This window comes from Pseudomonas sp. NPDC086278 (genome assembly GCF_050280905.1).
Taxonomy (GTDB): domain Bacteria; phylum Pseudomonadota; class Gammaproteobacteria; order Pseudomonadales; family Pseudomonadaceae; genus Aquipseudomonas.
Genome location: NZ_JBNNWE010000029.1, coordinates 1 through 24,189 on the forward strand (window position 1 = coordinate 1; position 24,189 = coordinate 24,189).

At 60.6% G+C, this 24,189-nt stretch carries 20 protein-coding genes and 2 pseudogenes; 14 read left to right on the forward strand and 8 right to left on the reverse strand.

Features of this window, described 5'->3' with window-relative positions; all coding sequences use genetic code 11:
- Both ACQKP4_RS11680 and rhtB read left to right on the forward strand, forming a co-directional pair.
- Window positions 1–99 (forward strand): annotated as a pseudogene (locus ACQKP4_RS11680) (IS110 family transposase); the annotation flags it as partial.
- 180 nt (window positions 100–279) lie between these two features.
- Window positions 280–912 (forward strand): homoserine/homoserine lactone efflux protein, encoded by a 633-nt coding sequence (gene rhtB, locus ACQKP4_RS11685; protein ID WP_427633238.1) that lies wholly within the window; start codon window positions 280–282, stop codon window positions 910–912.
- Window positions 913–1,030: 118 nt separating this feature from the next.
- Here rhtB and ACQKP4_RS11690 read toward each other — a convergent pair whose 3' ends face one another.
- From ACQKP4_RS11690 to ACQKP4_RS11705, 4 genes are read right to left on the reverse strand one after another with little or no spacing between them, the layout of a single operon-like run.
- Complete coding sequence (locus tag ACQKP4_RS11690; protein ID WP_427633240.1) at window positions 1,031–1,774, reverse strand: penicillin-binding protein activator LpoB; 744 nt, start codon at window positions 1,772–1,774, stop codon at window positions 1,031–1,033.
- 3 nt (window positions 1,775–1,777) lie between these two features.
- Window positions 1,778–2,368: a penicillin-binding protein activator LpoB gene (lpoB, locus tag ACQKP4_RS11695; RefSeq protein ID WP_427633322.1), complete on the reverse strand. Its 591-nt coding sequence runs from the start codon at window positions 2,366–2,368 to the stop codon at window positions 1,778–1,780.
- 23 nt (window positions 2,369–2,391) lie between these two features.
- Window positions 2,392–2,766 (reverse strand): YcfL family protein, encoded by a 375-nt coding sequence (locus tag ACQKP4_RS11700; RefSeq protein ID WP_427633242.1) that lies wholly within the window; start codon window positions 2,764–2,766, stop codon window positions 2,392–2,394.
- 12 nt (window positions 2,767–2,778) lie between these two features.
- On the reverse strand, window positions 2,779–4,176 hold the full coding sequence (locus ACQKP4_RS11705) for a hypothetical protein (RefSeq protein ID WP_427633244.1): 1,398 nt from the start codon (window positions 4,174–4,176) through the stop codon (window positions 2,779–2,781).
- 165 nt (window positions 4,177–4,341) lie between these two features.
- Here ACQKP4_RS11705 and ACQKP4_RS11710 point away from each other — a divergent pair, with 165 nt between their 5' ends.
- Both ACQKP4_RS11710 and ACQKP4_RS11715 read left to right on the forward strand, forming a co-directional pair.
- A complete protein-coding gene (locus ACQKP4_RS11710) occupies window positions 4,342–6,240 on the forward strand; it encodes an FTR1 family protein (protein ID WP_427633246.1) in 1,899 nt (632 codons plus the stop codon).
- Between the two features lie 102 nt (window positions 6,241–6,342).
- Entirely contained in the window at window positions 6,343–6,798 is a 456-nt protein-coding gene (locus ACQKP4_RS11715; RefSeq protein ID WP_017341414.1) for a YaiI/YqxD family protein, read from the forward strand.
- A gap of 132 nt (window positions 6,799–6,930) precedes the next feature.
- Here ACQKP4_RS11715 and elbB read toward each other — a convergent pair whose 3' ends face one another.
- A complete protein-coding gene (elbB, locus tag ACQKP4_RS11720) occupies window positions 6,931–7,599 on the reverse strand; it encodes an isoprenoid biosynthesis glyoxalase ElbB (protein WP_427633248.1) in 669 nt (222 codons plus the stop codon).
- A 115-nt stretch (window positions 7,600–7,714) separates the two neighbouring features.
- On the opposite strand from elbB, the gene ACQKP4_RS11725 reads away from it, so the two are divergent.
- Window positions 7,715–8,950 (forward strand): sterol desaturase family protein, encoded by a 1,236-nt coding sequence (locus ACQKP4_RS11725; protein WP_427633250.1) that lies wholly within the window; start codon window positions 7,715–7,717, stop codon window positions 8,948–8,950.
- On the opposite strand, the gene ACQKP4_RS11730 is transcribed toward ACQKP4_RS11725, so the two are convergent.
- A complete protein-coding gene (locus ACQKP4_RS11730; RefSeq protein WP_427633251.1) occupies window positions 8,931–9,563 on the reverse strand; it encodes a DedA family protein in 633 nt (210 codons plus the stop codon). The genes ACQKP4_RS11725 and ACQKP4_RS11730 overlap by 20 nt on opposite strands.
- 208 nt (window positions 9,564–9,771) lie before the next feature.
- Between ACQKP4_RS11730 and hemB the strand changes: the two genes are divergently transcribed.
- Together hemB and ppk1 are read left to right on the forward strand one after the other, a co-directional pair.
- Window positions 9,772–10,785: a porphobilinogen synthase gene (hemB, locus tag ACQKP4_RS11735; RefSeq protein ID WP_427633253.1), complete on the forward strand. Its 1,014-nt coding sequence runs from the start codon at window positions 9,772–9,774 to the stop codon at window positions 10,783–10,785.
- Between the two features lie 18 nt (window positions 10,786–10,803).
- On the forward strand, window positions 10,804–13,026 hold the full coding sequence (gene ppk1, locus ACQKP4_RS11740; RefSeq protein WP_427633255.1) for a polyphosphate kinase 1: 2,223 nt from the start codon (window positions 10,804–10,806) through the stop codon (window positions 13,024–13,026).
- Between the two features lie 363 nt (window positions 13,027–13,389).
- Here the strand turns inward: ppk1 and ppx are convergent, their stop codons facing one another.
- Entirely contained in the window at window positions 13,390–14,892 is a 1,503-nt protein-coding gene (gene ppx, locus ACQKP4_RS11745) for an exopolyphosphatase (RefSeq protein WP_427633257.1), read from the reverse strand.
- Between the two features lie 309 nt (window positions 14,893–15,201).
- Here ppx and ACQKP4_RS11750 point away from each other — a divergent pair.
- The 7 genes and pseudogenes from ACQKP4_RS11750 to ACQKP4_RS11780 form a co-directional block, all read left to right on the forward strand.
- Window positions 15,202–15,303, forward strand: a pseudogene (locus ACQKP4_RS11750) (GntR family transcriptional regulator); the annotation flags it as partial.
- A 120-nt stretch (window positions 15,304–15,423) separates the two neighbouring features.
- On the forward strand, window positions 15,424–15,753 hold the full coding sequence (gene trxA / locus ACQKP4_RS11755) for a thioredoxin TrxA (protein ID WP_003177349.1): 330 nt from the start codon (window positions 15,424–15,426) through the stop codon (window positions 15,751–15,753).
- A 248-nt stretch (window positions 15,754–16,001) separates the two neighbouring features.
- Window positions 16,002–17,261 (forward strand): transcription termination factor Rho, encoded by a 1,260-nt coding sequence (gene rho, locus ACQKP4_RS11760; protein ID WP_007942421.1) that lies wholly within the window; start codon window positions 16,002–16,004, stop codon window positions 17,259–17,261.
- 147 nt (window positions 17,262–17,408) lie between these two features.
- The gene (locus ACQKP4_RS11765; RefSeq protein WP_427633259.1) at window positions 17,409–19,412 is read left to right on the forward strand and encodes an acyltransferase family protein; all 2,004 of its coding nucleotides are present in this window, start codon (window positions 17,409–17,411) and stop codon (window positions 19,410–19,412) included.
- Between the two features lie 68 nt (window positions 19,413–19,480).
- On the forward strand, window positions 19,481–20,947 hold the full coding sequence (gene ubiD, locus ACQKP4_RS11770) for a 4-hydroxy-3-polyprenylbenzoate decarboxylase (RefSeq protein ID WP_007942423.1): 1,467 nt from the start codon (window positions 19,481–19,483) through the stop codon (window positions 20,945–20,947).
- A complete protein-coding gene (locus ACQKP4_RS11775) occupies window positions 20,947–21,915 on the forward strand; it encodes a CDP-6-deoxy-delta-3,4-glucoseen reductase (RefSeq protein WP_427633262.1) in 969 nt (322 codons plus the stop codon). Before ubiD ends, ACQKP4_RS11775 begins: the two co-directional genes overlap by 1 nt.
- A gap of 196 nt (window positions 21,916–22,111) precedes the next feature.
- Window positions 22,112–22,783 (forward strand): gamma-glutamylcyclotransferase, encoded by a 672-nt coding sequence (locus ACQKP4_RS11780; RefSeq protein WP_427633264.1) that lies wholly within the window; start codon window positions 22,112–22,114, stop codon window positions 22,781–22,783.
- On the opposite strand, the gene glpT is transcribed toward ACQKP4_RS11780, so the two are convergent.
- The gene (gene glpT, locus ACQKP4_RS11785) at window positions 22,756–24,108 is read right to left on the reverse strand and encodes a glycerol-3-phosphate transporter (protein ID WP_427633266.1); all 1,353 of its coding nucleotides are present in this window, start codon (window positions 24,106–24,108) and stop codon (window positions 22,756–22,758) included. The two genes, ACQKP4_RS11780 and glpT, sit on opposite strands and share 28 nt — an antisense overlap.
- Window positions 24,109–24,189: the final 81 nt, after the last annotated feature.

Genomic DNA, 24,189 nt, shown 5'->3' on the forward strand with positions numbered 1-24,189 from the left:
GAGCGAGGCAAGAGCGCGAAAGTCGCGCTGATCGCCTGCATGCGGATACTGTTGATCCGGCTGAATGCCATGCTGCGCGACGGCACCGAATGGCGGTGACGAATGGCAGGGTTAAGACAGTTGCTCCCACATCAGGACTGCAAACACAGGTCCACTGTGGGCGCGGGCTTGCTCGCGAATGCGCCTTCAAGTTGCAACATCCCGCAAAAAAATCGGTAGTCATCAACCCAAAGCGGCATTAGCTTAGACGTCTGAAACGAGTCTGAGTCGAGGTGTGCGATGGAGCTTCAAACATGGCTGGCGTTCTTTGCCGCTTGCTGGGTAATCAGCCTGTCTCCCGGTGCCGGCGCGATTGCGTCGATGTCCAGCGGCCTGCAATACGGTTTCTGGCGTGGTTACTGGAACGCCCTGGGCCTGCAAATTGGCCTGGCGGTGCAAATTGCGATTGTTGGCGCCGGTGTGGGCGCGATTCTCACGGCATCGGCCACCGCGTTCTATGCGATCAAATGGTTTGGTGTGGCGTACCTGGTTTACCTGGCGATCAAGCAATGGCGGGCGCTGCCCAGCGACATGAGCGATGACGCCACCGTGCGCCAGATCGGCAAGCCGATGGCGCTGGTGTTCCGTGGTTTCCTGGTCAACATCAGCAACCCCAAGGCGCTGGTGTTCATGCTCGCGGTGTTGCCGCAGTTCATCGATCCGCACGCGCCGCTGCTGGCGCAATACCTGATCATTGGCGTGACCATGGTCTGCGTTGATCTGGTCGTCATGGCCGGTTACACCGGGCTCGCGTCGAAAGTGCTGCGCCTGTTGCGTACACCCAAGCAGCAAAAACGCATGAACCGCACGTTTGCCGGGCTGTTCATTGGTGCCGCAGCGTTCATGGCGACGTTGCGCAAAGCGGCGATGTAATCCGTCCTGTGGTGAGGGGGCTTGCCCCCGTTGGACTGCGTAGCAGGCCTATTTTGGAGGCGCTTCGCACCTCAACGGGGCCAAGCCCCCTCACCACAGTGTCCACACACACACAGTGTCAGCGCAGGATGACCGGCGCCGTATCCGCTGGCAGGTCATTGCGCGGTGGCGGTTGTCCTTGCGGCTGATGGCTGCCGTCACCCAGCTGCTCGCTCAACTGCCGCGCCACGTCCTCACCCAGCGATCTTGAGACTTCTCGCACCACCCGTGGCCGATTGAGTGAGACGTGGATGTCTCGATCATTCACCAGTTTGGTGTCCCGCGCTTCGCCCATGGCCGTGAACGCCGAGGTGATCTCGTAGGTCTTGGTGTTGATCAGGCTGAAATCCGCCACCAGCGTCAGTGCCAGCACCGCCGAATAACTGTCGGTGTTGGCCAGTTCATTCATGTCTTGAGTGAAGTCGATGTCCGACAGCGTGCCGAACAGCACGTAATCCGCGCCCTTGAAGTGGCCGGCCTTGATGCGTTTGATCACGTCGTACACATCGCTTTTGGCGCTGGCGGTGTAAGGCGTGCCCTGGATCAACTGGAACATCCCGGTCTTGAGCATCTGACCTTTGATGTCGCCGCTGAACCGGCGGATTTCGGCCTGCTCCAGGTAGCTGTTCTGCGTGGTGTACTCGTCGTAACTGGACGAGCCGCTGGCGCCGTAATAGTCCTGTTGCTGGTTGTCCCGGGCCGAGATCACGTGAACGTATTGATCCACGCTGGCCTCGTAGCCGAGGTCGGTGACGGCGATTTTCGGCGCCGCCTGGGCGCCGACGGCGCACGCCAGGACGATGAAGCCAATCCATGCTCGCATTGCTTAGCGCTCCGTGGTTTTGCGGATTTCTTTCTCGTCCATCCACTCGGCCAGCCCGCTTTCGACATCGACTAATTGCAGGCTGAATTTGTAGAAGACGTCCTTGTAGTCACTGCTGCGCTTGACGATCGAACTGATCGAGCCTTCCAGGCGGTAACGGGCGGCGATCATGTTGCCGGTCTTGGCCACCGTGCTTTTTTTGTACAGACCGCTCTGGTTTTGCAGCTTTAACTGGTCGACCTGGCTCTGCATGTCGGTGTTGTCGCTGGCAAAGCGCGCGGTGCCGGTGCGCATCAACTGGGTTTTGATCGAGGTGGTGATCTCGCGCGTGTCGATGTATTCGCTGGTCTTGTTCATCACGTCGTACACCTGCACCACCGGGCGGCCCTTCAGGACGCCGGACTGTGCGAGCGAACGGGTCATGCTCTCGGCGATCATTTGCAGGTCGGTCGAACCGAATTCGTTGGTCACCAGCTCCACGGCTTTCGGGTCGCCGTAGCTGATGTTGCCGCTGCCCAGGACGGGCGAGTGATTGGCGGCGCAGCCACCGATCAGCAGCGCGGCCAAGGCAAAGGACGTGGCACGTAAAAACAGCGGCAGTTTCTCGTGTGGGCGGTTCACGGTGTATTGATCTCCAGGCGAAAATCCACGGCGTGTGGCACGGGCGCAATGGCCGGCAGGAAGCTCGTTTGCCCGGCGTACAGGGTCAGGCTCTTCCAGGTGTCGGCGTCGGCTACCGGGAAGCCTTCCGGCCCGAGCCACAGGTAACGGTAATAAAGCGTTCGGTTGTGGGTATCGGTGTTGTTCAGTTGGGTGTTGACCGTCAGGAAACCATTTTCCCTGGCCATGCGCATCGGACCGATGGCGACGTTCTCGATCGGTCCGGTGGCCAGGACTTTACTGGCGGCACTGCCCGGCTCCGGTGGCGGTGGCGGGGTGGCGCAACCGGCCAGCAGGGCCAGTGCGACAACGGCGATGCATTTCAATCCCATGAAAATCTCCGTTCAGGGTTGCGCAGGGCTGATGGCAGCCTGCGGTGCGGAAGGGGTGTCGAGTTGCAGGGCGACGTCGGCGGCATATATCCGGTTGCCCACTGCGCGCAGGCTGAAGGCTTGGTGGGCCTGATCGACCTTGAACTTGATCGGTGGAAAATCCGGCGCGTTGGGCAGCGTCAGTTGATGTTGGCCTTTCTTGAGCCGCAGCCGGGCGACCAGCGTCTTGTCCGGCAAGGTGCGCCAGCCGCGGGTGTCGGCATCTTCGCGTTGAGTCTGCTGCAGCAGCGTTTCCTCCAGTTTCTCGGGCCGGTGTTTTTTCAGATAAGCCAGGTATTCAACGTTGGACCGGGCGCGGTAGAGCGTGCGCTGGATAATGCCGGGCATGTCGTCGCGCAAGGTGCGCCGCGACATGTCGCCGAAGCTGTTGAGCAGCGTCAGCTTCTGTTTCTTGCCGTCGACCGTCACGAAGTCCACTGCTGGCGTGGAGGTGTCGGGGACGAGGATCGGGAACGACATGTTGGTGATGAAGGTTTCGCCTTCGACATCCACCGAAATCGGTACACGCACCGAGTTGCGAGCCGGCGCCAGACCGGCCTGCACAATCAGCAGGAGGTCGACTTCGCCGGCCTTCAGGGGCGATTTGGCCAGGTTGCGCAACGCTTGTTCGAGCAGCGGCGTGTTGGGGCGCAGTTCGATGGCCTGGCGATAGCCCGGCGCGGCGAGGTCTTTCTCGTTCAGCGATTCGTAGATAAAACCGGCAAGGTAATGGCTGAACGCGCTCTGGTAGCTGTTTTTCAGCGCGACCACTTCGGGGGCGTCGAGGGTTGCCACCGGGTAGCCCTGGAGGTTCTGGAATTGCAATGACACGCCTTGTTCCCCGGCCTGGTTTTCCAGCGCCAGGTATTGCTTGTCACGTTTGTCGGCAATGGTGGCTTCGCGCTCGTGGGTTTTCTTGATCATGACGCGCGCCAGGTCCGGCTCGGCGGCGGAGAGCAGCAGCAGGGCCATTTGCGTGGTCAGGGCGACTTTCTCGAAATCGTAGCCATCGTAAAAGCGCACTTTGTCGTTGGCGCCGTAGCTGTTGAACTCGGTGAATTTTTTGAAGGGTTCGAAGCGAGGCGAATTTTCCCAGCCTTCGATCAATCGGTCGGCGTAGTCCCAACTGGCATAGCTGCCCGTCGAATCACCGCGCAGTCGCAGCAATTCGCCTTTCTCAAAGTTGTAAAGCAGATCGCCTGGTGCGAACGGATTGTTTCGGTCGAGCACGGCAACCGCGCCATCGAGCTGGCCGGCTTTGACATAGTCGAGTGTTTCGCCCAGCTCTGCGTTGTAGTCGCGCATCGTGGGACAGCCACTTAGTAGCAGGCACGCACTGAGTAAAAGCAGAAAGCGCAGGCGGTTGGCCATTTGCTGTGTGTCTTCCTTGAGAAAGGCCGCCAAGAGGCGGCACATTGTAGACTTGAATGATGGCACTTTGTTCCTGCACCACAGCGGCCCTTGCAGACAAAGCTTGAGTGAAAATGCCTGGAAGGGAACAATGTGTTACCTCGTATTTCCAATTGAGATTCATTCATGATTGCCCCCTCCCGTTTTCTGGCGTGGCTCGTGCTGCCAGTGATCGCGTTTTGCAGTTTCAGTGCACTGGCTGACACCGCTGAAAGTCCGCACAAGGCGCTGCATTTACTCGACTACATTGGCGCCGATTACCCGGAATCGGTCGAGGGCGGCAAGGTCATCCATCAGACCGAATACCGCCAACAACAGGCATCGGTCATCGCCCTGCAAGACGTGATCGCCGAGTTGCCGGCCAAGCCTGAGCGCGCCGGACTGGAGCAGGGCGTGGCCAGCCTGCGAGCAGCCATTGCCGAGCGTAAGGATGGCGCGGACGTTGCCCGTCAGGCGCGGCAACTGGGCGCGAAACTGGCCGTGACGTATGAGGTCAGCCAGGCGCCGGTCATTACCCCGGACCCGGCTCGCGGTGCGCCGCTGTACGCCCAGCAATGTTCGGTGTGCCATGGCGATGCGGGCGCCGGAGACGGCCCGGCAGGCGTCGACATGACCCCGCCACCGTCCGACCTGCGCGATGCGGCGCGCATGGGGCGCCTGAGCCTGTATGCGCTCTACAACACGCTGGGCATGGGCATCGAAGGCACCGACATGCCGGCCTTCGCCGACCAACTGGATGACCGTCAACGCTGGGACCTGGCCACCTACATCGCCAGTTTCAGTGCCGAGCCAGCGGCGGCGAGCGCCGGGAAAACCTTCAACCTCGCCGACCTCGCCCGGCAGACCCCAGCCGAAGTGCTGGCCGCCGAAGGCCCGCAAGCGGCAGCAACGTTCCGTGCCCAGCGCGCGCAACCGCCGCAGGTCAAACGTGGCCCGGCGCAGTTGCTTGATTACACCGCTGCCACGCTGGACAAAAGCCTCGCGGCCTACCGTGCCGGCGATCACGATCAAGCCTATGACCTGTCGGTAGCTGCGTACCTCGAAGGCTTCGAGCTGGTCGAAAGTTCGCTGGACAACGTCGACGCCAACGTGCGCAAAGACACCGAAAAATCGCTGATGGCGTACCGTCAATCGTTGCAGGACGGGCTTCCGGTGGCCCAGGCCGAGCAACGGCTGGAGGCAGCCAAGGCCAAGCTGAAAGAGTCCGCCGGCCTGCTGGGCAGCGATGGCTTGAGCTGGTCCCTGAGCTATATCTCCGGTCTGCTGATTTTGCTGCGCGAAGGCCTGGAAGCGATTCTGGTGCTGGCGGCCATCCTCGCCTTTCTGCGCAACACCGGGCAGCAATCGGCGGTGCGCAGCGTCAACGTCGGTTGGGGGCTGGCGCTGGTGGCCGGTCTGGCGACCTGGGCGCTGGCGGCTTACGTCATCGATGTCAGCGGCTCGCAACGGGAATTGCTTGAAGGTGCGACGGCGCTGTTTGCGGCGGTGATGGTGCTCTGGCTTGGCGTGTGGATGCACGACCGTCGCCACGCGGCCGCCTGGCAGGATTACATCAAGACCAGCCTGGTCGGCGGCGGTGGTCGTTTCGGTTTTGCGACCCTGGCGTTTTTCTCGGTGTATCGCGAACTGTTCGAAGTGATTCTGTTCTACGAGACGCTGTGGTTGCAGGCGGGGCCTGCGGGGCATAACGCGGTGTTGGCCGGCGGGGCGACGGCGCTGGTGCTGTTGGTCGGTCTGGCGTGGGTGATCCTGCGTGGTTCGGCGAAGTTGCCGCTGTCGTTGTTCTTCAGCATCAACGCCGGTTTGCTGTGTGCGTTGTCGGTGGTGTTCGCCGGGCACGGCGTGAAGGCATTGCAGGAAGCCGGGATCTTCGGCACCCGGCCGGTGGCGTTTTTTGACTTCGACTGGCTGGGCATCCACGCTGATGCGTATTCGCTGAGCGCGCAGGCGGTGGCCATCGTGGCGATCATCGTGTTGTATGGCCGTAGCCGGATGGCCGAGAAGCGGCGGGTGCAGGTTTCTTAAACGGCATTCGCTGCGCTCACCTTCGCGGGCAAGCCACGCACCCACATGGTCTCCTGTGGGCGCGTGGCTTGCCCGCGATGCTTTTTCGAAGAGGAAAACACAATGCGTGTCTGGATCGATGCCGACGCCTGCCCAAGGGCGGCCAAGGACCTGGTGGTGAAGTTCGCCCTCAAGCGTCAGTTCGAAGTGGTGCTGGTGGCGGGGCAACCTCAGATCAAACCGGGGCTGGCGCTGGTGAAGTTGATCGTGGTGCCGAGTGGCCCGGATGCGGCCGACGACTACCTGGTCGAGCACGCGGTGCCCGGTGAACTGGTGATTTGCAGCGATGTGCCCCTGGCGGACCGGCTGGTGAAGAAGGGCGTTGCGGCGCTGGACCCACGCGGCAAGGAGTTCGATGCGCAAAACATGGGCGACCGCTTGGCCGTGCGCAACCTGTTCACCGACCTGCGCGAACAGGGCCAGATGAGTGGCGGGCCAGCGCCGTTCGGCGAGCGCGAGAAGCAGGCGTTCGCCAATGCGCTGGACCGGATACTCACGCGGCTGACCCGCAAACCCTGAGCCAGCCGCTAAATCCCCTATAGGAGCGGGCTTGCTCCGGGCGGCGTTCCGCCGAAGGCGTCCTTTCAGTTGATATTAATGCCGACTGCCCCCCCGCGTTCGCGAGCCAGCCCGCTCCCACTTCAGTCCGTGTTACTCGTCGTTTTCGTGGGTCAGTTCCAGCACGCGGTCGACCATTTTGTTAATGCCGGAAGCCGCTTCACTGATGCTCTGCGCCAGCATGTACGCCGGTGTGCTGACCAGTTTGCGGGCGGTGTCTTCAACGATGTCCGTCACCGCGCAATCGGTGTGGGTCGCGCCCATCTTGTTCATGGCTGCCGCCGTTTCTGCATCGTTGCCAATGGTGCAGTTCACGCCCGGGCCGTAGATCTTTGCCGCCAGCGCCGGCGAAATACACATCAGGCCGACTGGTTTTCCTGCTTCGGCGAACGCTTCGGTCAGGGCCAGGACATCGGGTTGAATGCTGCAACCAGCGCCTTCGACGGCGAAGTTGGAGAGGTTCTTGGCCGAGCCAAAACCGCCGGGAACAATCAGCGCATCAAAATCTTCAACGCTCGCCTCGCGAATATCCTTGATATTGCCCCGAGCAATCCGCGCCGATTCCACCAGCACATTGCGCGACTCGGGCATTTCTTCGCCCGTCAGGTGGTTGATCACATGCAGTTGCGCAATGTCGGGCGCAAAACATTGCACCTGGGCGCCGCGCTGATCGAGTCGCAGCAAGGTAATCACGCTTTCGTGGATCTCGGCGCCGTCGTACACGCCACAGCCGGAAAGGATCACTGCAATTTTTTTGCTCATGGGGTTTTCTCCAGATTCATGGCGTCAAATGTCCACTAATTTGGCGCTCGTTGCCATAGGGTTAATTCGCGGCTACACCTAGCATCTGTCCTCAAGATTCCGTTCGGAGCGCGTGATGGACTTCATTCTGTATGCGGTGCCGTTTTTCCTGCTGCTGATAGCCGTCGAACTGCTGGCGGACCGCTGGCGCGGGATGAGTAATTATCGGGTGGCGGACGCGATCAACAGCATCAGCGCCGGCGTGCTGTCGACCACCACCGGCCTGTTGACCAAAGGCGTCGGCCTGCTCACCTACGCCTTTGCCCTCAAGCACCTGGCGTTGTTCGAACTTTCGGCCGACAGCGTCTGGGTCTGGGTGTTTGCCTTCGTCCTCTATGATTTTTGCTACTACTGGCTGCACCGCTTGGGCCACGAGCGCAACGTGCTCTGGGCGGCGCATTCGGTGCATCACCAGAGCGAGGAATACAACCTCTCCACGGCCCTTCGCCAAACCAGTACCGGTTTCCTGCTGAGCTGGATTTTCTACCTGCCGATGGCGGTTCTCGGTGTGCCGCTGCTGGTGTTTGTCAGCGTGGCGGCGCTGAACCTGCTGTATCAGTTCTGGGTGCACACCCGGCATATTCCCAAGCTCGGCTGGTATGAGTGGTTCTTCGTCACGCCATCCAATCATCGGGCTCACCATGCGCAGAATGCTCTCTACATGGATCGCAACTACGGCGGGGTGTTCATTCTTTGGGACCGTCTGTTCGGCACGTTCCAGGAAGAGGACGACAACGAACCGGTAATTTTCGGCGTGACCACGCCACTGGCGAGCTGGAATCCGTTGTGGGCGAACGTGCAGTTTTACGCGCAGTTATGGGATGACGCGCGGCGCGCCGAGAGCAAGTGGGACAAGCTGCGGATCTGGTTCATGCGCACCGGTTGGCGGCCGGCGGACGTCGCGGCCAAGTACCCGATGAGCAAGCCGGACCTGAGCCAGTTCCGCAAGTTCGAGGTGCCGCTGGACGGTCGCCAGCAGATTTACATCGTGTTGCAATTTTGCGTCTACATCGCCCTGGGCAGCTATTTGATGAACGCCGAGCGCACACTGCCGACCGCCGCGCTGATGCTTGGCTGGAGCACGGTGGCATTGGGGTTGTTTACCTTGGGCATGGCGCTGGAGAATCGCCCGTGGGCGTGGAAGCTGGAACTGACGCGGCTGGCATCGAACGTGCCGTTGGCGTGGCTCGCGCCGGTGGTCGGGCTGTGGCCGGCCAGCGCGGTGGGCTGGGTCGGCCTGCTCAGTTACAGCCTGCTCAGCGCAATCGGTCTCTACTGCTGCAGAAACCGCTTCACTCGCTTGGCGTCTTAGGCGCTTCGACCTTGGCCTGCTCGGCTTTCAGCGCCTGCTCGTCGGCGTAGACCTGCTTGGCCAGACGGGCATTCTTGAAGCGCCGACGCAGCCACAGGCCGACGCCCAGCACCAGCAGGGCGCCGAGCACCCACAACTCGTACTTCTTGACGCTGCCGAGCATGCCTTCGAGGACGGCGCCGAAGTGATAGGCCGCAGCGGCCAGCGCCGATGCCCAGATCGCCGCGCCGATGCCGTTCAGCAGCAGATAACGTCCCGGCGGATAGCCCGACAGGCCGATGGCTACCGGCATCACCGTGCGCAGACCGTAAACGAAGCGGAAGCTCAAGACCCAGATGTCCGGGTGTTTGCGGATATGTTCCAGCGCGCGGTCGCCCATCATCTGCCAGCGGGGTTTGCGCGCCAATAACTTGCGCCCGTGCTTGCGTCCCAGGAAGTACCACAGCTGATCGCCGGCATAGCTGCCGAAAAACGCCACGACCACCACCAGATTGATGACCATGTATCCACGGAACGCGAGGAAGCCCGCGAGTACCAGAATGGTTTCGCCTTCGAAGAACGTGCCGAGAAAAAGGGCAAAGTAGCCGAAGTCATGCAGGAATTGTTGGAGCATCGTCTGGGTGCTGGCGAAATGAACGCGCAGCCTAACCCTTCGGGCACATTCATGAAAGTGTCCAAATGTGTCTCGACGTGAACAATTCCTACAACGACAATGGAATGCGACTACCTGTCGCGGGGGTGCACATAACTGTAATACGGCGGTCATAATGCCCGCTTATAACTGTCACGCTCGCCTGCCAGCGCGGGCTTTGGAGTCTGCCGTGAGCTTTACCCCAGCCAACCGTCTCTTTCCCGCCACCCGCCTGCGTCGCAACCGCCGTGACGATTTCTCGCGTCGACTGGTCCGTGAAAACGTGCTGACTGTCGATGATCTGATCCTGCCAGTGTTTGTGCTGGACGGTGAAAACCGTCGCGAAGCGGTGGCCTCGATGCCTGGCGTTGAACGCCTGACCATCGACCTGCTACTGGAAGAAGCCGCCAAGTGGGTCGAGCTGGGCATCCCGGCGCTGGCACTGTTTCCGGTCACGCCGCCCGAGCTCAAGACCCTGGACGCCGCCGAAGCCTGGAACCCGAACGGCATCGCCCAACGCGCCACTCGCGCCTTGCGTGACCGGTTTCCCGGGTTGGGCGTGATCACCGACGTTGCCCTGGACCCGTTCACCACCCACGGTCAGGACGGCATCATCGACGAAGAAGGCTATGTGCAGAACGACATCACCGTCGACGCACTGGTCAGGCAAGCGTTGTCCCATGCCGAGGCTGGCGCCCAGGTGGTGGCCCCCTCGGACATGATGGACGGGCGCATCCAGGCCATCCGCGAAGCCCTCGAACTGGCCGGTCACGTCAACGTGCGGATCATGGCCTACTCGGCGAAGTACGCCAGCGCCTATTACGGTCCGTTCCGCGATGCGGTGGGCTCGGCGCTGAACCTGGGCAAGGCCGACAAAGCCTCCTATCAGATGGACCCGGCCAACGGCAACGAAGCCCTGCACGAAGTGGCGGCGGACTTGTCAGAAGGCGCAGACATGGTCATGGTCAAGCCCGGCATGCCGTATCTGGACATCCTTTACCGGGTCAAAGAAGCATTCAAAGTGCCGACGTTTGTTTACCAAGTCAGCGGCGAATACGCCATGCACATGGCGGCGATCCAGAATGGCTGGTTGAGCGAAGGGGTTATTCTCGAATCCCTGACCGCTTTTAAACGTGCGGGCGCCGATGGCATCCTGACTTACTTTGCCGTCCGTGCCGCTCAATTGTTACGAGAGCAAAAATAGCCCTCCCAGGAACATTCCATGAATACCGAAGGACTCACTGAAGTTGCCGTAAAAGAGGCTCAACCCGTGGTCGAGCAAATCGCCGAAACCCCGCCGGAGCTGGAGCCTGCTCCGCCCGTTGTGGTGGCCGAAGCCGCAGCGGCGGCGCCGGCGATTGCCATTCCCGGCCTGGATGACAGCAGCCTGTACATCCATCGCGAGCTCTCGCAACTGCAGTTCAATATCCGCGTGCTGGAACAGGCGCTGGACGAGTCCTATCCGCTGCTGGAGCGCCTGAAGTTCCTGCTGATCTTCTCCAGCAACCTGGACGAGTTCTTCGAGATTCGGGTGGCCGGCCTCAAGAAGCAGATCACCTTCGCCCGTGAACAGGCCGGCGCCGACGGTCTGCAACCGCATCAGGCGTTGGCGCGCATCAGCGAACTGGTGCACGGTCACGTTGACCGCCAGTACGCGATCCTCAACGACATCCTGTTGCCGGAACTGGAAAAACATCAGGTCCGCTTCATCCGTCGCCGTCACTGGACGACCAAGATCAAAACCTGGGTCCGTCGTTATTTCCGCGACGAGATCGCACCGATCATCACCCCGATCGGCCTCGACCCGACGCACCCGTTCCCGTTGCTGGTGAACAAGAGCCTGAACTTCATCGTCGAGCTGGAGGGTATCGACGCCTTCGGTCGCGATTCCGGCCTGGCGATCATCCCGGCGCCCCGTCTGCTGCCGCGAGTGATCAAGGTGCCTGAGGAAGTCGGCGGAGCGGGCGACAACTATGTGTTCCTGTCGTCGATGATCCACGCGCACGCCGATGACCTGTTCCAGGGCATGAAGGTCAAGGGCTGCTACCAGTTCCGGCTGACCCGAAACGCCGACCTGGCAGTCGACACCGAAGATGTGGAAGACCTGGCCCGCGCGCTGCGCGGCGAGTTGTTCTCCCGCCGCTACGGTGACGCGGTGCGTCTGGAAGTGGCCGACACCTGCCCGAAACACCTGTCCGACTACTTGCTCAAGCAGTTCAACCTGCACGAGACCGAGCTGTATCAGGTCAACGGTCCGGTCAACTTGACGCGACTGTTCAGCATCACCGGCCTGGACAGTCAGCGCGAACTGCAATACCTGCCGTTCACGCCGCAGATCCCGAAATTGCTGCAAAACAGCGAGAACATCTTCAGCGTGATCAGCAAGCAGGACATTCTGCTGCTGCACCCGTTCGAGTCCTTTACCCCGGTGGTCGACTTGCTGCGCCAAGCGGCGAAGGACCCGCATGTTTTGGCCGTCCGGCAGACGCTGTACCGTTCGGGCGCCAACTCGGAAATCGTCGACGCGCTGGTCGATGCCGCGCGTAACGGCAAAGAGGTCACGGCGGTGATCGAGCTGCGTGCGCGGTTCGACGAAGAGTCCAACCTGCAACTGGCCAGCCGTCTGCAAGCGGCCGGTGCGGTGGTGATTTACGGCGTGGTTGGCTTCAAGACCCACGCCAAGATGATGCTGATCCTGCGGCGCGAGGCCGGCGAAATCGTCCGTTACGCGCACTTGGGCACCGGCAACTACCACGCGGCCAACGCCCGTCTGTACACCGACTACAGCTTGCTGACTTCCGACGACGCCTTGTGCGAAGACGTCGGCAAACTGTTCAGCCAGTTGATCGGCATGGGCAAGACCTTGCGCATGAAGAAGTTGCTGCACGCGCCGTTCACGTTGAAGAAGGGCATGCTCGACATGATTGCCCGCGAGACTCAGTTCGCCCTCGACGGCAAACCAGCGCACATCATCGCCAAGTTCAACTCGCTGACCGACCCGAAGATCATCCGCGCGCTGTATAAGGCCAGTCAGTCCGGCGTTCGTATCGATCTGGTGGTGCGTGGCATGTGCTGCCTGCGTCCGGGCATTGCCGGGGTTTCGCACAACATTCACGTGCGCTCGATCATCGGCCGCTTCCTGGAACACACCCGTGTCTTCTACTTCCTCAATGGCGGCGAAGAGCAGATGTTCCTCTCCAGCGCCGACTGGATGGAGCGCAACCTCGACAAGCGCGTCGAGACTTGCTTCCCGGTCGAAGGCAAGAAGCTGATTATGCGAGTCAAGAAAGAGCTGGAGCTTTACCTGACCGATAACACCCACAGCTGGAGCCTGCAGGCGGACGGTCGTTACATCCGCAACACGCCGACCGGCAACCAGAACCCGCGCAGCGCACAGGCCACGTTGCTGGAACGGCTGGGCAGCCCGATTCTGGCGGTCCGCTAACACGCAAAACGCCTCTGGGAGCGGGCTTTTGGGTGAGTGGGCTTTTGGGTAAGGGGGCTTTTGGCTGAGTGGGCTTTTGTGGTGAGTGGCTTTTGGCTGAGTAGGCTTTTGAGTGAGTGGGCTTTGGGTGAGTGGACTTTGGTGGTGTGGGCTTTTGTGGTGAGGGGGCTTGTCCCCGTTGGGTCGCGAAGCGGCCCCAAAACCTGCAACTGAGGTGTACCGGATTCACCGCTTGCGATGGGTTTACGGCTGCTACGCAGCCGAACGGGGGCAAGCCCCTTCGCCACAGAGGCTCGCCCCTGCAGTGTTGTTTGCTCAAGTGCGGCACAAAAAAAGGCCTTCCGAAGAAGGCCTTTTTTGGTTTTAGCGAACGTTCAGCACAAACCCGACCCGGGTCAGCCAATCCGCCTCCAGGGCGAAATCAGCCTGGGTCAGCTGGTTTTCATCGAGCCAGTTGGCCGGGAACAACACATCAAGGCTGTCGCCATTGGCGCGCAGCACGACCGCAGGCATTTCCTGGGTGCCGCGGATGTGATGGAACAGAATCGCAAAGCGCAGGAGCACGCACAGGCGAATCAACTTGATGCCTTCGTTGCCGAAATCGGCAAATTTGTCCTTGGGAATATTGCGCCGATGGCCACGCACCAGCAGGGCGAGCATTAGCTGGTCTTCGCGGGAGAAGCCGGCCAGGTCCGAGTGCTCGATCAGGTACGCACCGTGCTTGTGGTAGTGATAGTGAGCGATGTCCAGGCCCACTTCGTGGACCTTGGCGGCCCAGCCGAGCAGTTCGCGCCAGACACCGTCGTCCAGGTCCCAGTCTTCGGCGACCTGATCGAACGCATGCAGCGCTTTGCGCTCCACCCGTGCCGCTTGTTCCAGGTCGACGTGGTAACGCTCCATCAGCGAGCTCAAGGTGCGCTCACGCACGTCTTCGTGGTGATGACGGCCCAGCAGGTCGTAAAGCACGCCCTCGCGCAGCGCGCCTTCGCAGTGGTCCATGCGTTGCAGTTCCAGTGCATCGAAGATCGCTTCGAGAATCGCCAGGCCGGCCGGGAAAATCGCGCGGCGATCCGGCTTGATGCCGTCGAAGTCGATTTTCTCGGCGTCGCCCAGTTTGAAAATCTTGCGCTTGAGCCACGCCAGGCCTTCGGCATTCACTTCGCCAGCGCCGTGACCGCCAGCCTTCAGCGCCAGGCCGATGGCGCGGATGGTGCCCGAGGAGCCAATGGCCTCATCCCAGGTCAGGCGGTGCAGGGCGTGCTCGATGCTCATGATCTCCAGCCGCGCCGCCGTATAAGCCTGGGCGTAGCGGGCCGGGGTGATCTTGCCGTCCTTGAAATAGCGCTGGGTGTAGCTGACGCAGCCCATTTGCAGGCTTTCGCGCAACAGCGGTTCGAAGCGCTGACCGATGATGAACTCGGTACTGCCGCCGCCAATGTCGGCCACCAGGCGCTTGCCCGGGGTGTCGGCGAGGGTGTGCGAGACGCCGAGGTAGATCAGCCGCGCTTCTTCACGACCGGAAATCACTTCCACCGGATGGCCGAGGATTTCTTCGGCACGGCGGATGAATTCAGCGCGGTTGCGGGCTTCACGCAGGGCGTTGGTGCCGACGATCCGCACGGCGCCCAGCGGCATACCGTTGATCAGTTGGGCAAAGCGCTTGAGGCAATCGAGCCCGCGTTGCATGGATTCTTCGTTGAGGTGGCGCTCGTCGTCGATGCCGGCGGCCAGCTGCACTTTCTCCCCGAGACGTTCGAGAATGCGGATTTCGCCGTTCTGGGCCTTGGCCACGACCATGTGAAAGCTGTTGGAGCCCAGGTCGATTGCGGCGATCAGGGACAGATTCTTGGCTTGGGATTGCGGCATGGTCAGGGGGTCTCGGTCGATAACCTCGACATCGTGCCACGATCAACCGCTGACGCCAACGCGCAGGAGCTGCCGAAGGCTGCGATCTTCTGCCGCGGGAATATTTGCGGTGCTGCCGATGGCCTCTTCGCGAGCAAGCCCGCTCCCACTGTTGACCGCGTTGTTCCTGAGGAGCTCGGTCCACTGTGGGAGCGGGCTTGCTCGCGAAAGCGTCTTCAAAGGCACGCAAACCCCTCAACCAGCCACTTCAACGGTCCCGATAAAAACTCCCCCGCCCGGCCGTTTGCGGATTGGCGAACAGGATTTTCTGCCAGGCACACCTGCGCCGCCGCGCAAATGGCCATGCACAAACACGTGCGCAATGCGGCGTTGCGCACGGGAATTGGCTTCGTCGCTCCCGCCACGCCGTGACTTGAGCTATACCCAAACTCATGGACCACCATAGCGAGACTCAATCATCTGCACCTTCCTGAACGAGGGAAGGGCGGCTATGATGGGCCACGTTTTTTTGCTTACAACCTGGAGACTTCCATGAGCAGCGATCTTATCAAACACGTTAGCGACGCTAGCTTCGAGGCCGACGTACTCAAGGCCGAAGGCGCTGTATTGGTCGACTACTGGGCTGAATGGTGCGGCCCTTGCAAAATGATCGCTCCTGTTCTGGACGAAATTGCTGAAACTTACAAAGGCAAGCTGACCATTGCCAAACTGAACATCGACGAAAACCAGGAAACTCCCGCCAAGCATGGCGTGCGTGGTATCCCGACCCTGATGCTGTTCAAGAACGGCAACGTTGAAGCGACCAAGGTCGGCGCACTGTCGAAGTCGCAACTGGCTGCCTTCCTCGACGCCAACATCTAAGCGTCGAATAAAGCGTCACCCAAAAGGCCCCGCACATTGCGGGGCCTTTTCGTTATTCAGGGCTAGACGCTCCGAAACTCAGGTGGTACATTCGGCCCCGCACTGGTTTCTCCACTGCCCCCTGCTAGCCGTCGCCGACGCACTCCTTTTCGAATAAGTACGCGATCCTGTCGCCTTCTCTGCGGCGCGGCCTCATTAAGCCAAAAGCTTAATTTCCCCCCCTCCATAAATGATTACGTCATTCCTATATGAATCTGACTGAACTCAAGCAAAAGCCGATTACCGAACTGCTCGAATTGGCCGAACAGATGGGCATAGAAAATATGGCCCGTTCGCGCAAGCAGGACGTGATTTTCTCCCTGCTCAAAAAGCACGCTAAAAGCGGCGAGGAAATCTCCGGTGATGGCGTGCTGGAGATTCTCCAGGACGGCTTCGGCTTCCTGCGCTCCGCTGACGCTTCCTATCTCGCCGGCCCGGACGACATCTACGTCTCGCCGAGCCAGATCCGTCGCTTCAACTTGCGCACCGGTGACACCATCGTTGGCAAGATCCGCCCTCCAAAGGAAGGCGAGCGTTATTTCGCACTGCTCAAGGTCGACACGATCAACTACGATCGTCCCGAGAACGCGAAAAACAAGATTCTCTTCGAGAACCTGACCCCGCTGTTCCCGACTGTGCGCATGAAGATGGAAGCCGGCAACGGCTCCACCGAAGACTTGACCGGTCGTGTCATCGACCTGTGCGCCCCGATCGGCAAAGGCCAGCGCGGTCTGATCGTTGCACCGCCGAAAGCCGGTAAAACCATCATGCTGCAGAACATCGCGGCGAACATCGCACGTAACAACCCTGAAGTTCACCTGATCGTTTTGCTGATCGATGAGCGTCCGGAAGAAGTGACCGAAATGCAGCGCACCGTGCGCGGCGAAGTGGTCGCCTCGACGTTCGACGAGCCGCCAACCCGCCACGTGCAGGTTGCCGAAATGGTGATCGAGAAGGCCAAGCGCCTGGTCGAACACAAGAAAGACGTGGTGATCCTGCTCGACTCCATCACCCGTCTGGCTCGCGCCTACAACACCGTGATCCCGAGCTCCGGCAAAGTGCTCACCGGTGGTGTCGATGCCCACGCCCTGGAGAAACCGAAACGTTTCTTCGGCGCCGCGCGGAACATCGAAGAAGGCGGCTCGCTGACCATCATCGCCACCGCGCTGGTTGAAACCGGTTCGAAGATGGATGAAGTGATCTACGAAGAATTCAAAGGCACCGGCAACATGGAACTGCCTCTGGACCGTCGTATTGCTGAAAAACGCGTGTTCCCGGCCATCAACATCAACCGTTCCGGCACCCGCCGCGAAGAGTTGCTGACCGCCGACGACGAGTTGCAGCGTATGTGGATCCTGCGCAAGCTGCTGCACCCGATGGACGAAATCGCTGCCATCGAGTTCCTGGTCGACAAGCTGAAAACGACCAAGACCAACGACGAGTTCTTCTTGTCGATGAAGCGCAAGTAAGACGGTTTTTCAACCGCTAAAAATGGCGTCCTTCGGGGCGTCATTTTTTTTGCAAAAAAAGGGGAGGTTTGCGACTACGGTTGGTCTGTACAGAAACTAAATGGGCAAGCGAACCCAACAAACTTCAACTGAATGGCCTTACTGTTTATGAGCACTCTTGCTTATCGAAGGGACATCGACGGCTTACGCGCAATCGCCGTGATTGCGGTGGTGCTGTTCCATTTTGGTGTTCCAGGGTTCACCGGCGGATTCGTCGGCGTGGACATCTTCTTCGTTATCTCCGGCTACCTGATTACCTCGATCATCTGGAATCAGCGGCAGGCCGGGCGTTTCAGCTTTGCCGATTTCTGGGCCAGACGTGCCCGGCGGATTCTGCCGGCACTGTTTGTGATGATCATCGCCGTGCTGGCGGTGGGCTGGTTTCTGTTGGCGCCCAAGGACTACGAAGAACTGGGGCGCTCGGTGCGCTACCAGGTGATGTTTGTCTCCAACATCCTGTTCATGCGCCAGGACGGCTACTTCGATGTCGCTTCCGACCTGAAACCGTTGCTGCACACGTGGTCGCTGGCGGTTGAAGAACAGTTCTATATTGTTTTTCCGCTCCTGCTCACGGTGCTCGCCAGTCGCCTGAAACATTGGCGACTGGCGCTGTTCGGGGTGTTGCTGGTGTCGTTCGGGCTCAGCGTCTGGGCCGTGGTGCATCATCCTGAGAAAGCCTTTTTCCTGCTGCCGATGCGTGCCTGGGAGCTGCTGGCCGGCGCGATGCTGGCCGTGGCGCCTCGAAGCCAATGGCGGCTTACCCAAGCCGGGGCTCAATTAATCAGTGCGGTCGGGGCCGGGCTGATTCTGCTGGCCGTCTTCTGCTACGACAAAAGCACGCCATTCCCCGGCGCAGCGGCGCTGTTGCCGACCCTGGGCGTGGTCGCGCTGATCTGGTCCAACGGGCATCGGCAAACCCTGGTCGGTGGCTTGCTTGCCAGCCGTGTGCTGGTCGGCGTCGGGCTGATCTCTTATTCCTGGTACCTGTGGCACTGGCCGGTGTTTGTTTTTGCCAGCTACGCCAGCGTCGATGAGCCAGGCCCGTTTGATATCGGCGCATTGATTCTGCTCAGCCTGGTGCTGGGTTACCTGTCGTGGCGTTTCGTCGAGACGCCGTTTCGCGAGCGCCGTTTGTTGGCCGGGCGCCGGCAGATCCTCATCGCTGCCGGGGTCGGTGTGCTGGTGCTGGGCCTGGCTGGCCAAGCGCTGCGCTGGACCGACGGCCTGCCTGCGCGCCTGTCTGCCCAAGCGTTGCAGTACGCCAAAGGCAAAGAGTGGCGCCCGGAACTGATGCGCTGCCTGGCGGACGACAAAACCCCTGACGACAAACTCTTTTGTCATTACGGCACGCCCGCACCAACCGCATCCAAGGCGCTGGTCTGGGGTGACAGCCATGCCACGGCGCTGATTCCGGTGTTCGACGATGGCGCGCGAAAGCACGGTGTCAGTGTGATTCTCGCCAGCTCGCCGGGCTGCATTCCGGTAGAAGGGCTGGAATACGATAAGACCTGTGCCCGGTTCAATCGACGGGTGGAGAGCGCGTTGGAGCCACAAGCGGTGGGCGATGTGGTGTTGGTCGCGCGCTGGAGCCTGTATCTGTATGGCGACGTGAAAGGTGATCTCGGCCATGTGCTCAGGGATTCCCGTGGCCATTACGACCGCGCCGACGCCGAGCAGCGACTGGCGGACGGCTTGCGAGCGACGGTTCGGCAACTGCGGGACGGCGGACATCGCGTGTGGCTGGTCAAGGAAGCGCCACTGCAACAATTCAGCCCCCCTTACCGGCTCAGCCGTCTGGCGATGTTGCACCGGCCGACGGATGGCGAGGGTTTGGCGGTGGCGGAGCACTTCAAGCGCCAGGCGTTTATCAGCCAACTGTTCGCGCAAATAGCCGCGGCCAACTCGGGCGTCACGGTGATCGACCCGGCGCCGTTGCTGTGTGCTGACGGCGGACTTTGTCGGACCGAGCTCGACGGGCACTCGCTGTATACCGACGACAATCACCTGTCCGAGGTCGGCGCCAGGTTCATCGCGCCGATGCTTGATCCGTTGTTCAGGCACTTGCAAGCCCGGGCAACACTCGGTAACGGCAACCCGAATGCAGTCAGGTAAGCGCGATAAGCTGCCAGCGGACCGCAGAGCAGGTAGGATGTACGCCTATTTTAGGGGTGCCATCGTCAATGAAATTCAAGGATCTTCGGGATTTCGTGCAGCAGCTGGAGCAGCGCGGAGAATTGAAACGCATCCAGATCCCCGTCTCTCCAGTGCTGGAGATGACCGAGGTCTGTGATCGCACGTTGCGGGCCAAAGGCCCGGCACTGCTGTTCGAAAACCCGACTGGCTACGACATTCCAGTGCTCGGCAACCTGTTTGGCACCCCCGAGCGGGTCGCCATGGGCATGGGCGCCGAAGCGGTCAGCGAACTGCGCGAGATCGGCAAGCTGCTGGCGTTCCTCAAGGAGCCCGAGCCGCCGAAGGGCTTGAAAGACGCGTGGTCCAAGCTGCCGATCTTCCGCAAGATCATTGCGATGGCGCCCAAGGTCGTCAAAGACGCGGTGTGTCAGGAAGTGGTCATCGAAGGCGACGACGTCGATCTGGCGATGCTTCCCGTGCAAACCTGCTGGCCCGGTGACGTCGGCCCGCTGATCACCTGGGGCCTGACCGTCACCAAAGGTCCGAACAAGGACCGGCAGAACCTGGGCATCTATCGTCAGCAAGTGATCGGTCGCAACAAGGTCATCATGCGCTGGCTCAGCCACCGTGGCGGCGCGCTGGATTATCGCGAGTGGTGCGAGAAGCATCCTGGCCAGCCGTTCCCGGTGTCGGTGGCGCTCGGTGCCGACCCGGCGACGATCCTCGGCGCGGTGACACCGGTGCCGGACAGCCTTTCCGAATACGCTTTTGCCGGTTTGCTGCGTGGCAACCGTACCGAACTGGTGAAGTGCCGAGGCAACGACCTGCAAGTTCCGGCCACCGCCGAAATCATCCTTGAAGGCGTGATCCATCCGGGCGAAATGGCCGACGAAGGTCCGTACGGCGACCACACCGGTTATTACAACGAAGTCGACAGCTTCCCGGTGTTCACTGTCGAGCGCATCACCCACCGGATCAAACCGATCTACCACAGCACCTACACCGGCCGTCCACCGGATGAGCCGGCGATTCTCGGCGTGGCGCTGAACGAAGTGTTCGTGCCGATCCTGCAAAAGCAGTTCCCGGAAATCACTGACTTCTACCTGCCGCCAGAAGGCTGCTCGTACCGCATGGCCATCGTGACCATGAAGAAGTCGTATCCGGGCCACGCCAAGCGGGTAATGCTCGGTGTCTGGTCGTTTTTGCGACAGTTCATGTACACCAAGTTCGTTATCGTCACCGACGACGACATCAATGCGCGGGACTGGAACGACGTGATCTGGGCCATCACCACGCGCATGGACCCCAAGCGCGACACGGTGATGATCGACAACACGCCGATCGACTACCTCGACTTCGCCTCGCCGGTGTCCGGACTGGGGTCGAAGATGGGGCTCGATGCCACGCATAAATGGCCGGGCGAAACCACTCGCGAATGGGGTCGGGTAATCGTCAAGGACGACGCCGTGACCCAGCGGATCGATGCCATCTGGAATCAGTTAGGAATAGATTGATGCGTGTAACCTTGCAGCCCTCCGGAGCAGTACTAGAGATTCTGCCTGGCGAGCGGATTCTCGATGGCGCGCGGCGCCTGGGCTATGAATGCCCGCAAAGCTGTCGCAACGGCAATTGCCACGTGTGCGCGGCGTTGCTGGTGGAGGGCCGGGTCGAGCAGGCCGGGAAGGTGCGCGACCATGGCGAGTTCTACACTTGCATAGCAGAGCCGCTGGAAGACTGCATTGTGCTGTGGGATGGCGTGCTCGCGCTGGGAGAACTGCCGGTGCGCAGCGTGTCGTGTCAGGTCATTGAATGCAGGGACGTGGGCGGCGACACCTGGCGCGTGCGTCTGCGAGCGCCGGCCGGCAAGCCGCCGCGTTATCACGCCGGCCAGTATTTGATGATCGAACGTGAGAACGGCGAGAAATCCGCGTTCTCCTTGGCGTCGGCACCGCACGGTGGGCGAGACCTGGAGATCCACGTCCTGGCGCGCGAAAGCAGTGCGCTCAGCCTCATCGACCAGTTGCAACGCAACCCGATCGTGCGCATCGAGATGCCGTTCGGCGATACGCACCTGGCAGAGCTGCCGGACGGTCCGCTGGTGCTGATCGCCGCCGGCACCGGCATGGGCCAGATCCACAGCCTGATCGAACACTGCCGCGCCACGGGCTTCAAACACCCGGTGCACCTGTATTGGGGCGTGCGCCGGCCTGAAGACTTTTACGACATGGAGCATTGGGACGAATGGTTGAAATTACCCAACCTGTTCCTGCACAAAGTGGTCAGCGACCAATGCGGTTGGGAAGGGCGCTGCGGGATGCTGCACGAGGCGGTGTGTGAAGATTTTGCCGATCTGAAGTCGCTGCACGTTTACGCCAGCGGCTCTCCGGCCATGGTCTACGGCACATTGGATGCCTTGGTCGAGGCGGGGATGGATGCTCACCAGATGCGCGCCGATGTGTTTGCTTATGCACCCCGCTCTTAAATCGTTATGCCTCCCTATATAGCCGATCGGTATTTATAAATTTATATAAATGCCGGTAGGTTATATGTCATTGAGGCGATTATTTAAGAACTGTGCCATGGCACTTAAATTGCCTTAAAACATATGTGCCTTATTGTTACAGCGGTGCGTTCTATTAAGTAATTCTTTACCCGCGGGGAGCTGAACGCTATTCGCCATGAGCGCCATTGAATCTGCATTTTTGAACTTGGCTTACCCTCCGCGGCTCGATCTGGGGCCGCAACTCACGCACGAACAATTGCTCGGCTCGATGCAGTCGACCATGGCGCGCCACAAGGGCGGGCCGGTCTGGCTGTTTGCTTACGGCTCGCTGATCTGGCGCCCTGAATGCGCGGCGGTGGAGCGGGTTCGCGGTCGAGTGCACGGCTATCATCGCGGTTTGTACTTGTGGTCTCACGAACATCGCGGCACGCCGGAAGCGCCGGGTCTGGTGTTTGGTCTGGATCGCGGCGGTTCTTGCAGCGGCTTTGCGTATCGACTCCCGGAAGATCAACTCGACGCATCGCTTTACGCGCTGTGGCAGCGCGAAATGCCATTCCCTTCTTATCGCCCGCACTGGCTCAACTGCCGTCTTGAAGACGGAAGCCAGGTCCAGGCCTTGGGATTTGTATTGGAGCGGCACTTGCCCAGCTATGCCGGCAACTTGCCGGATCATGTGCTGAGCCATGTGTTCGAAAACGCTTGCGGGCGTTACGGCACCACTCGCGATTATGTCGAGCAGACCGCTCACGCCCTGCGTAGCCACGCCATGCCAGACCGAAATCTGGAGGCGCGACTCAAGCGCTGCCAATCAAAGACCGATCAGGCGATTGCCTCTTCGCGGGTCTGACTGGCGACGTTCTTGTGGCCCAGCGTGGGCGCCAGGAACGCCATCGCCAGCAGACAGGCAGCCACCAGCAGAATGAAGCCGCCATCCCAACCGAAGTAGTCCACGGTGTAACCCATCAGGGCACTGGCCGCGACTGAACCCCCCAGATAACCGAACAGCCCGGTGAAACCCGCAGCGGTGCCGGCGGCTTTCTTCGGCACCAGTTCCAGCGCTTGCAACCCAACCAGCATCACCGGGCCGTAGATCAGGAAGCCGATCGCGAACAGCGAGATCATGTCGATCATCGGGTTGCCTGGCGGATTCAGCCAATACACGATCGTCGCAACGGTCACCAGCGCCATGAACACCATGCCTGTCAGGCCACGGTTGCCACGGAAAATCTTGTCCGACATCCAGCCGCACAGCAGCGTGCCCGGAATACCCGCCCACTCGTAGAGAAAGTAGGCCCACGACGTCTTGTCGAAATCGAAGTGCTTGACCTCTTTGAGGTAGGTCGGCGCCCAGTCGAGGATGCCGTAACGCAGCAGATAGACGAAGACGTTGGCCAGGGCGATGAACCAGAGCATTTTGTTGCGCAGCACGTATTTGATGAAGATGTCCTTGGCGCTGAATTCTTCTTCATGGCTGGCGTCGTAGCCTTGCGGGTAATCGTTCTTGTACTTCTCGATCGGCGGCAGGCCGGTCGATTGCGGTGTATCGCGCATCACGAAGAACGCAAACACCGCGACCAGCAGCGCCACGGCCGCCGGGACGTAGAACTTGCTGTGCCAGTCGTTGAACCAGCCCATACCGAGAATCGCCAGCGGGCCGATCAGACCGCCGCCAACGTTATGTGCGGTGTTCCAGACCGACACCACGCGGCCGCGTTCTTTCTGCGACCACCAATGCACCATGGTCCGGCCACTTGGCGGCCAGCCCATGCCTTGCGCCCAACCGTTGATGAACAACAGGATGAACATCATGGTGACGCTCGACGTCGCCCACGGCGCGAAACCGAACACAAACATCACCCCGGCCGATACCACCAGGCCGAAGGGCAGGAAATAACGCGGGTTGGAGCGGTCGGACACGATGCCCATCAGAAACTTGGACAGGCCGTAGGCAATCGCAATCGCCGACATCGCCACGCCCAGCTGACCCTTTGTATAGCCTTGGGCAATCAGGTCCGGGAACGCGAGGGTGAAGTTCTTGCGCAGCAGGTAGTAACCCGCATACCCGATGAAAATACCGGCGAAGATCTGCCAGCGAAGTCGTTTGTAGGTGTCGTCGATTTTTTCGTCAGGCAAAGGCGCCTGGTGTGCGGCAGGGCGAAAGAAAGCAAACATTCAAGAGCTCCAGATTTCTTGTTTTGACTGCGGATGCGAATGTTACAGTTTCGTTACCGAAAATAGCACCGGTTCGCATTG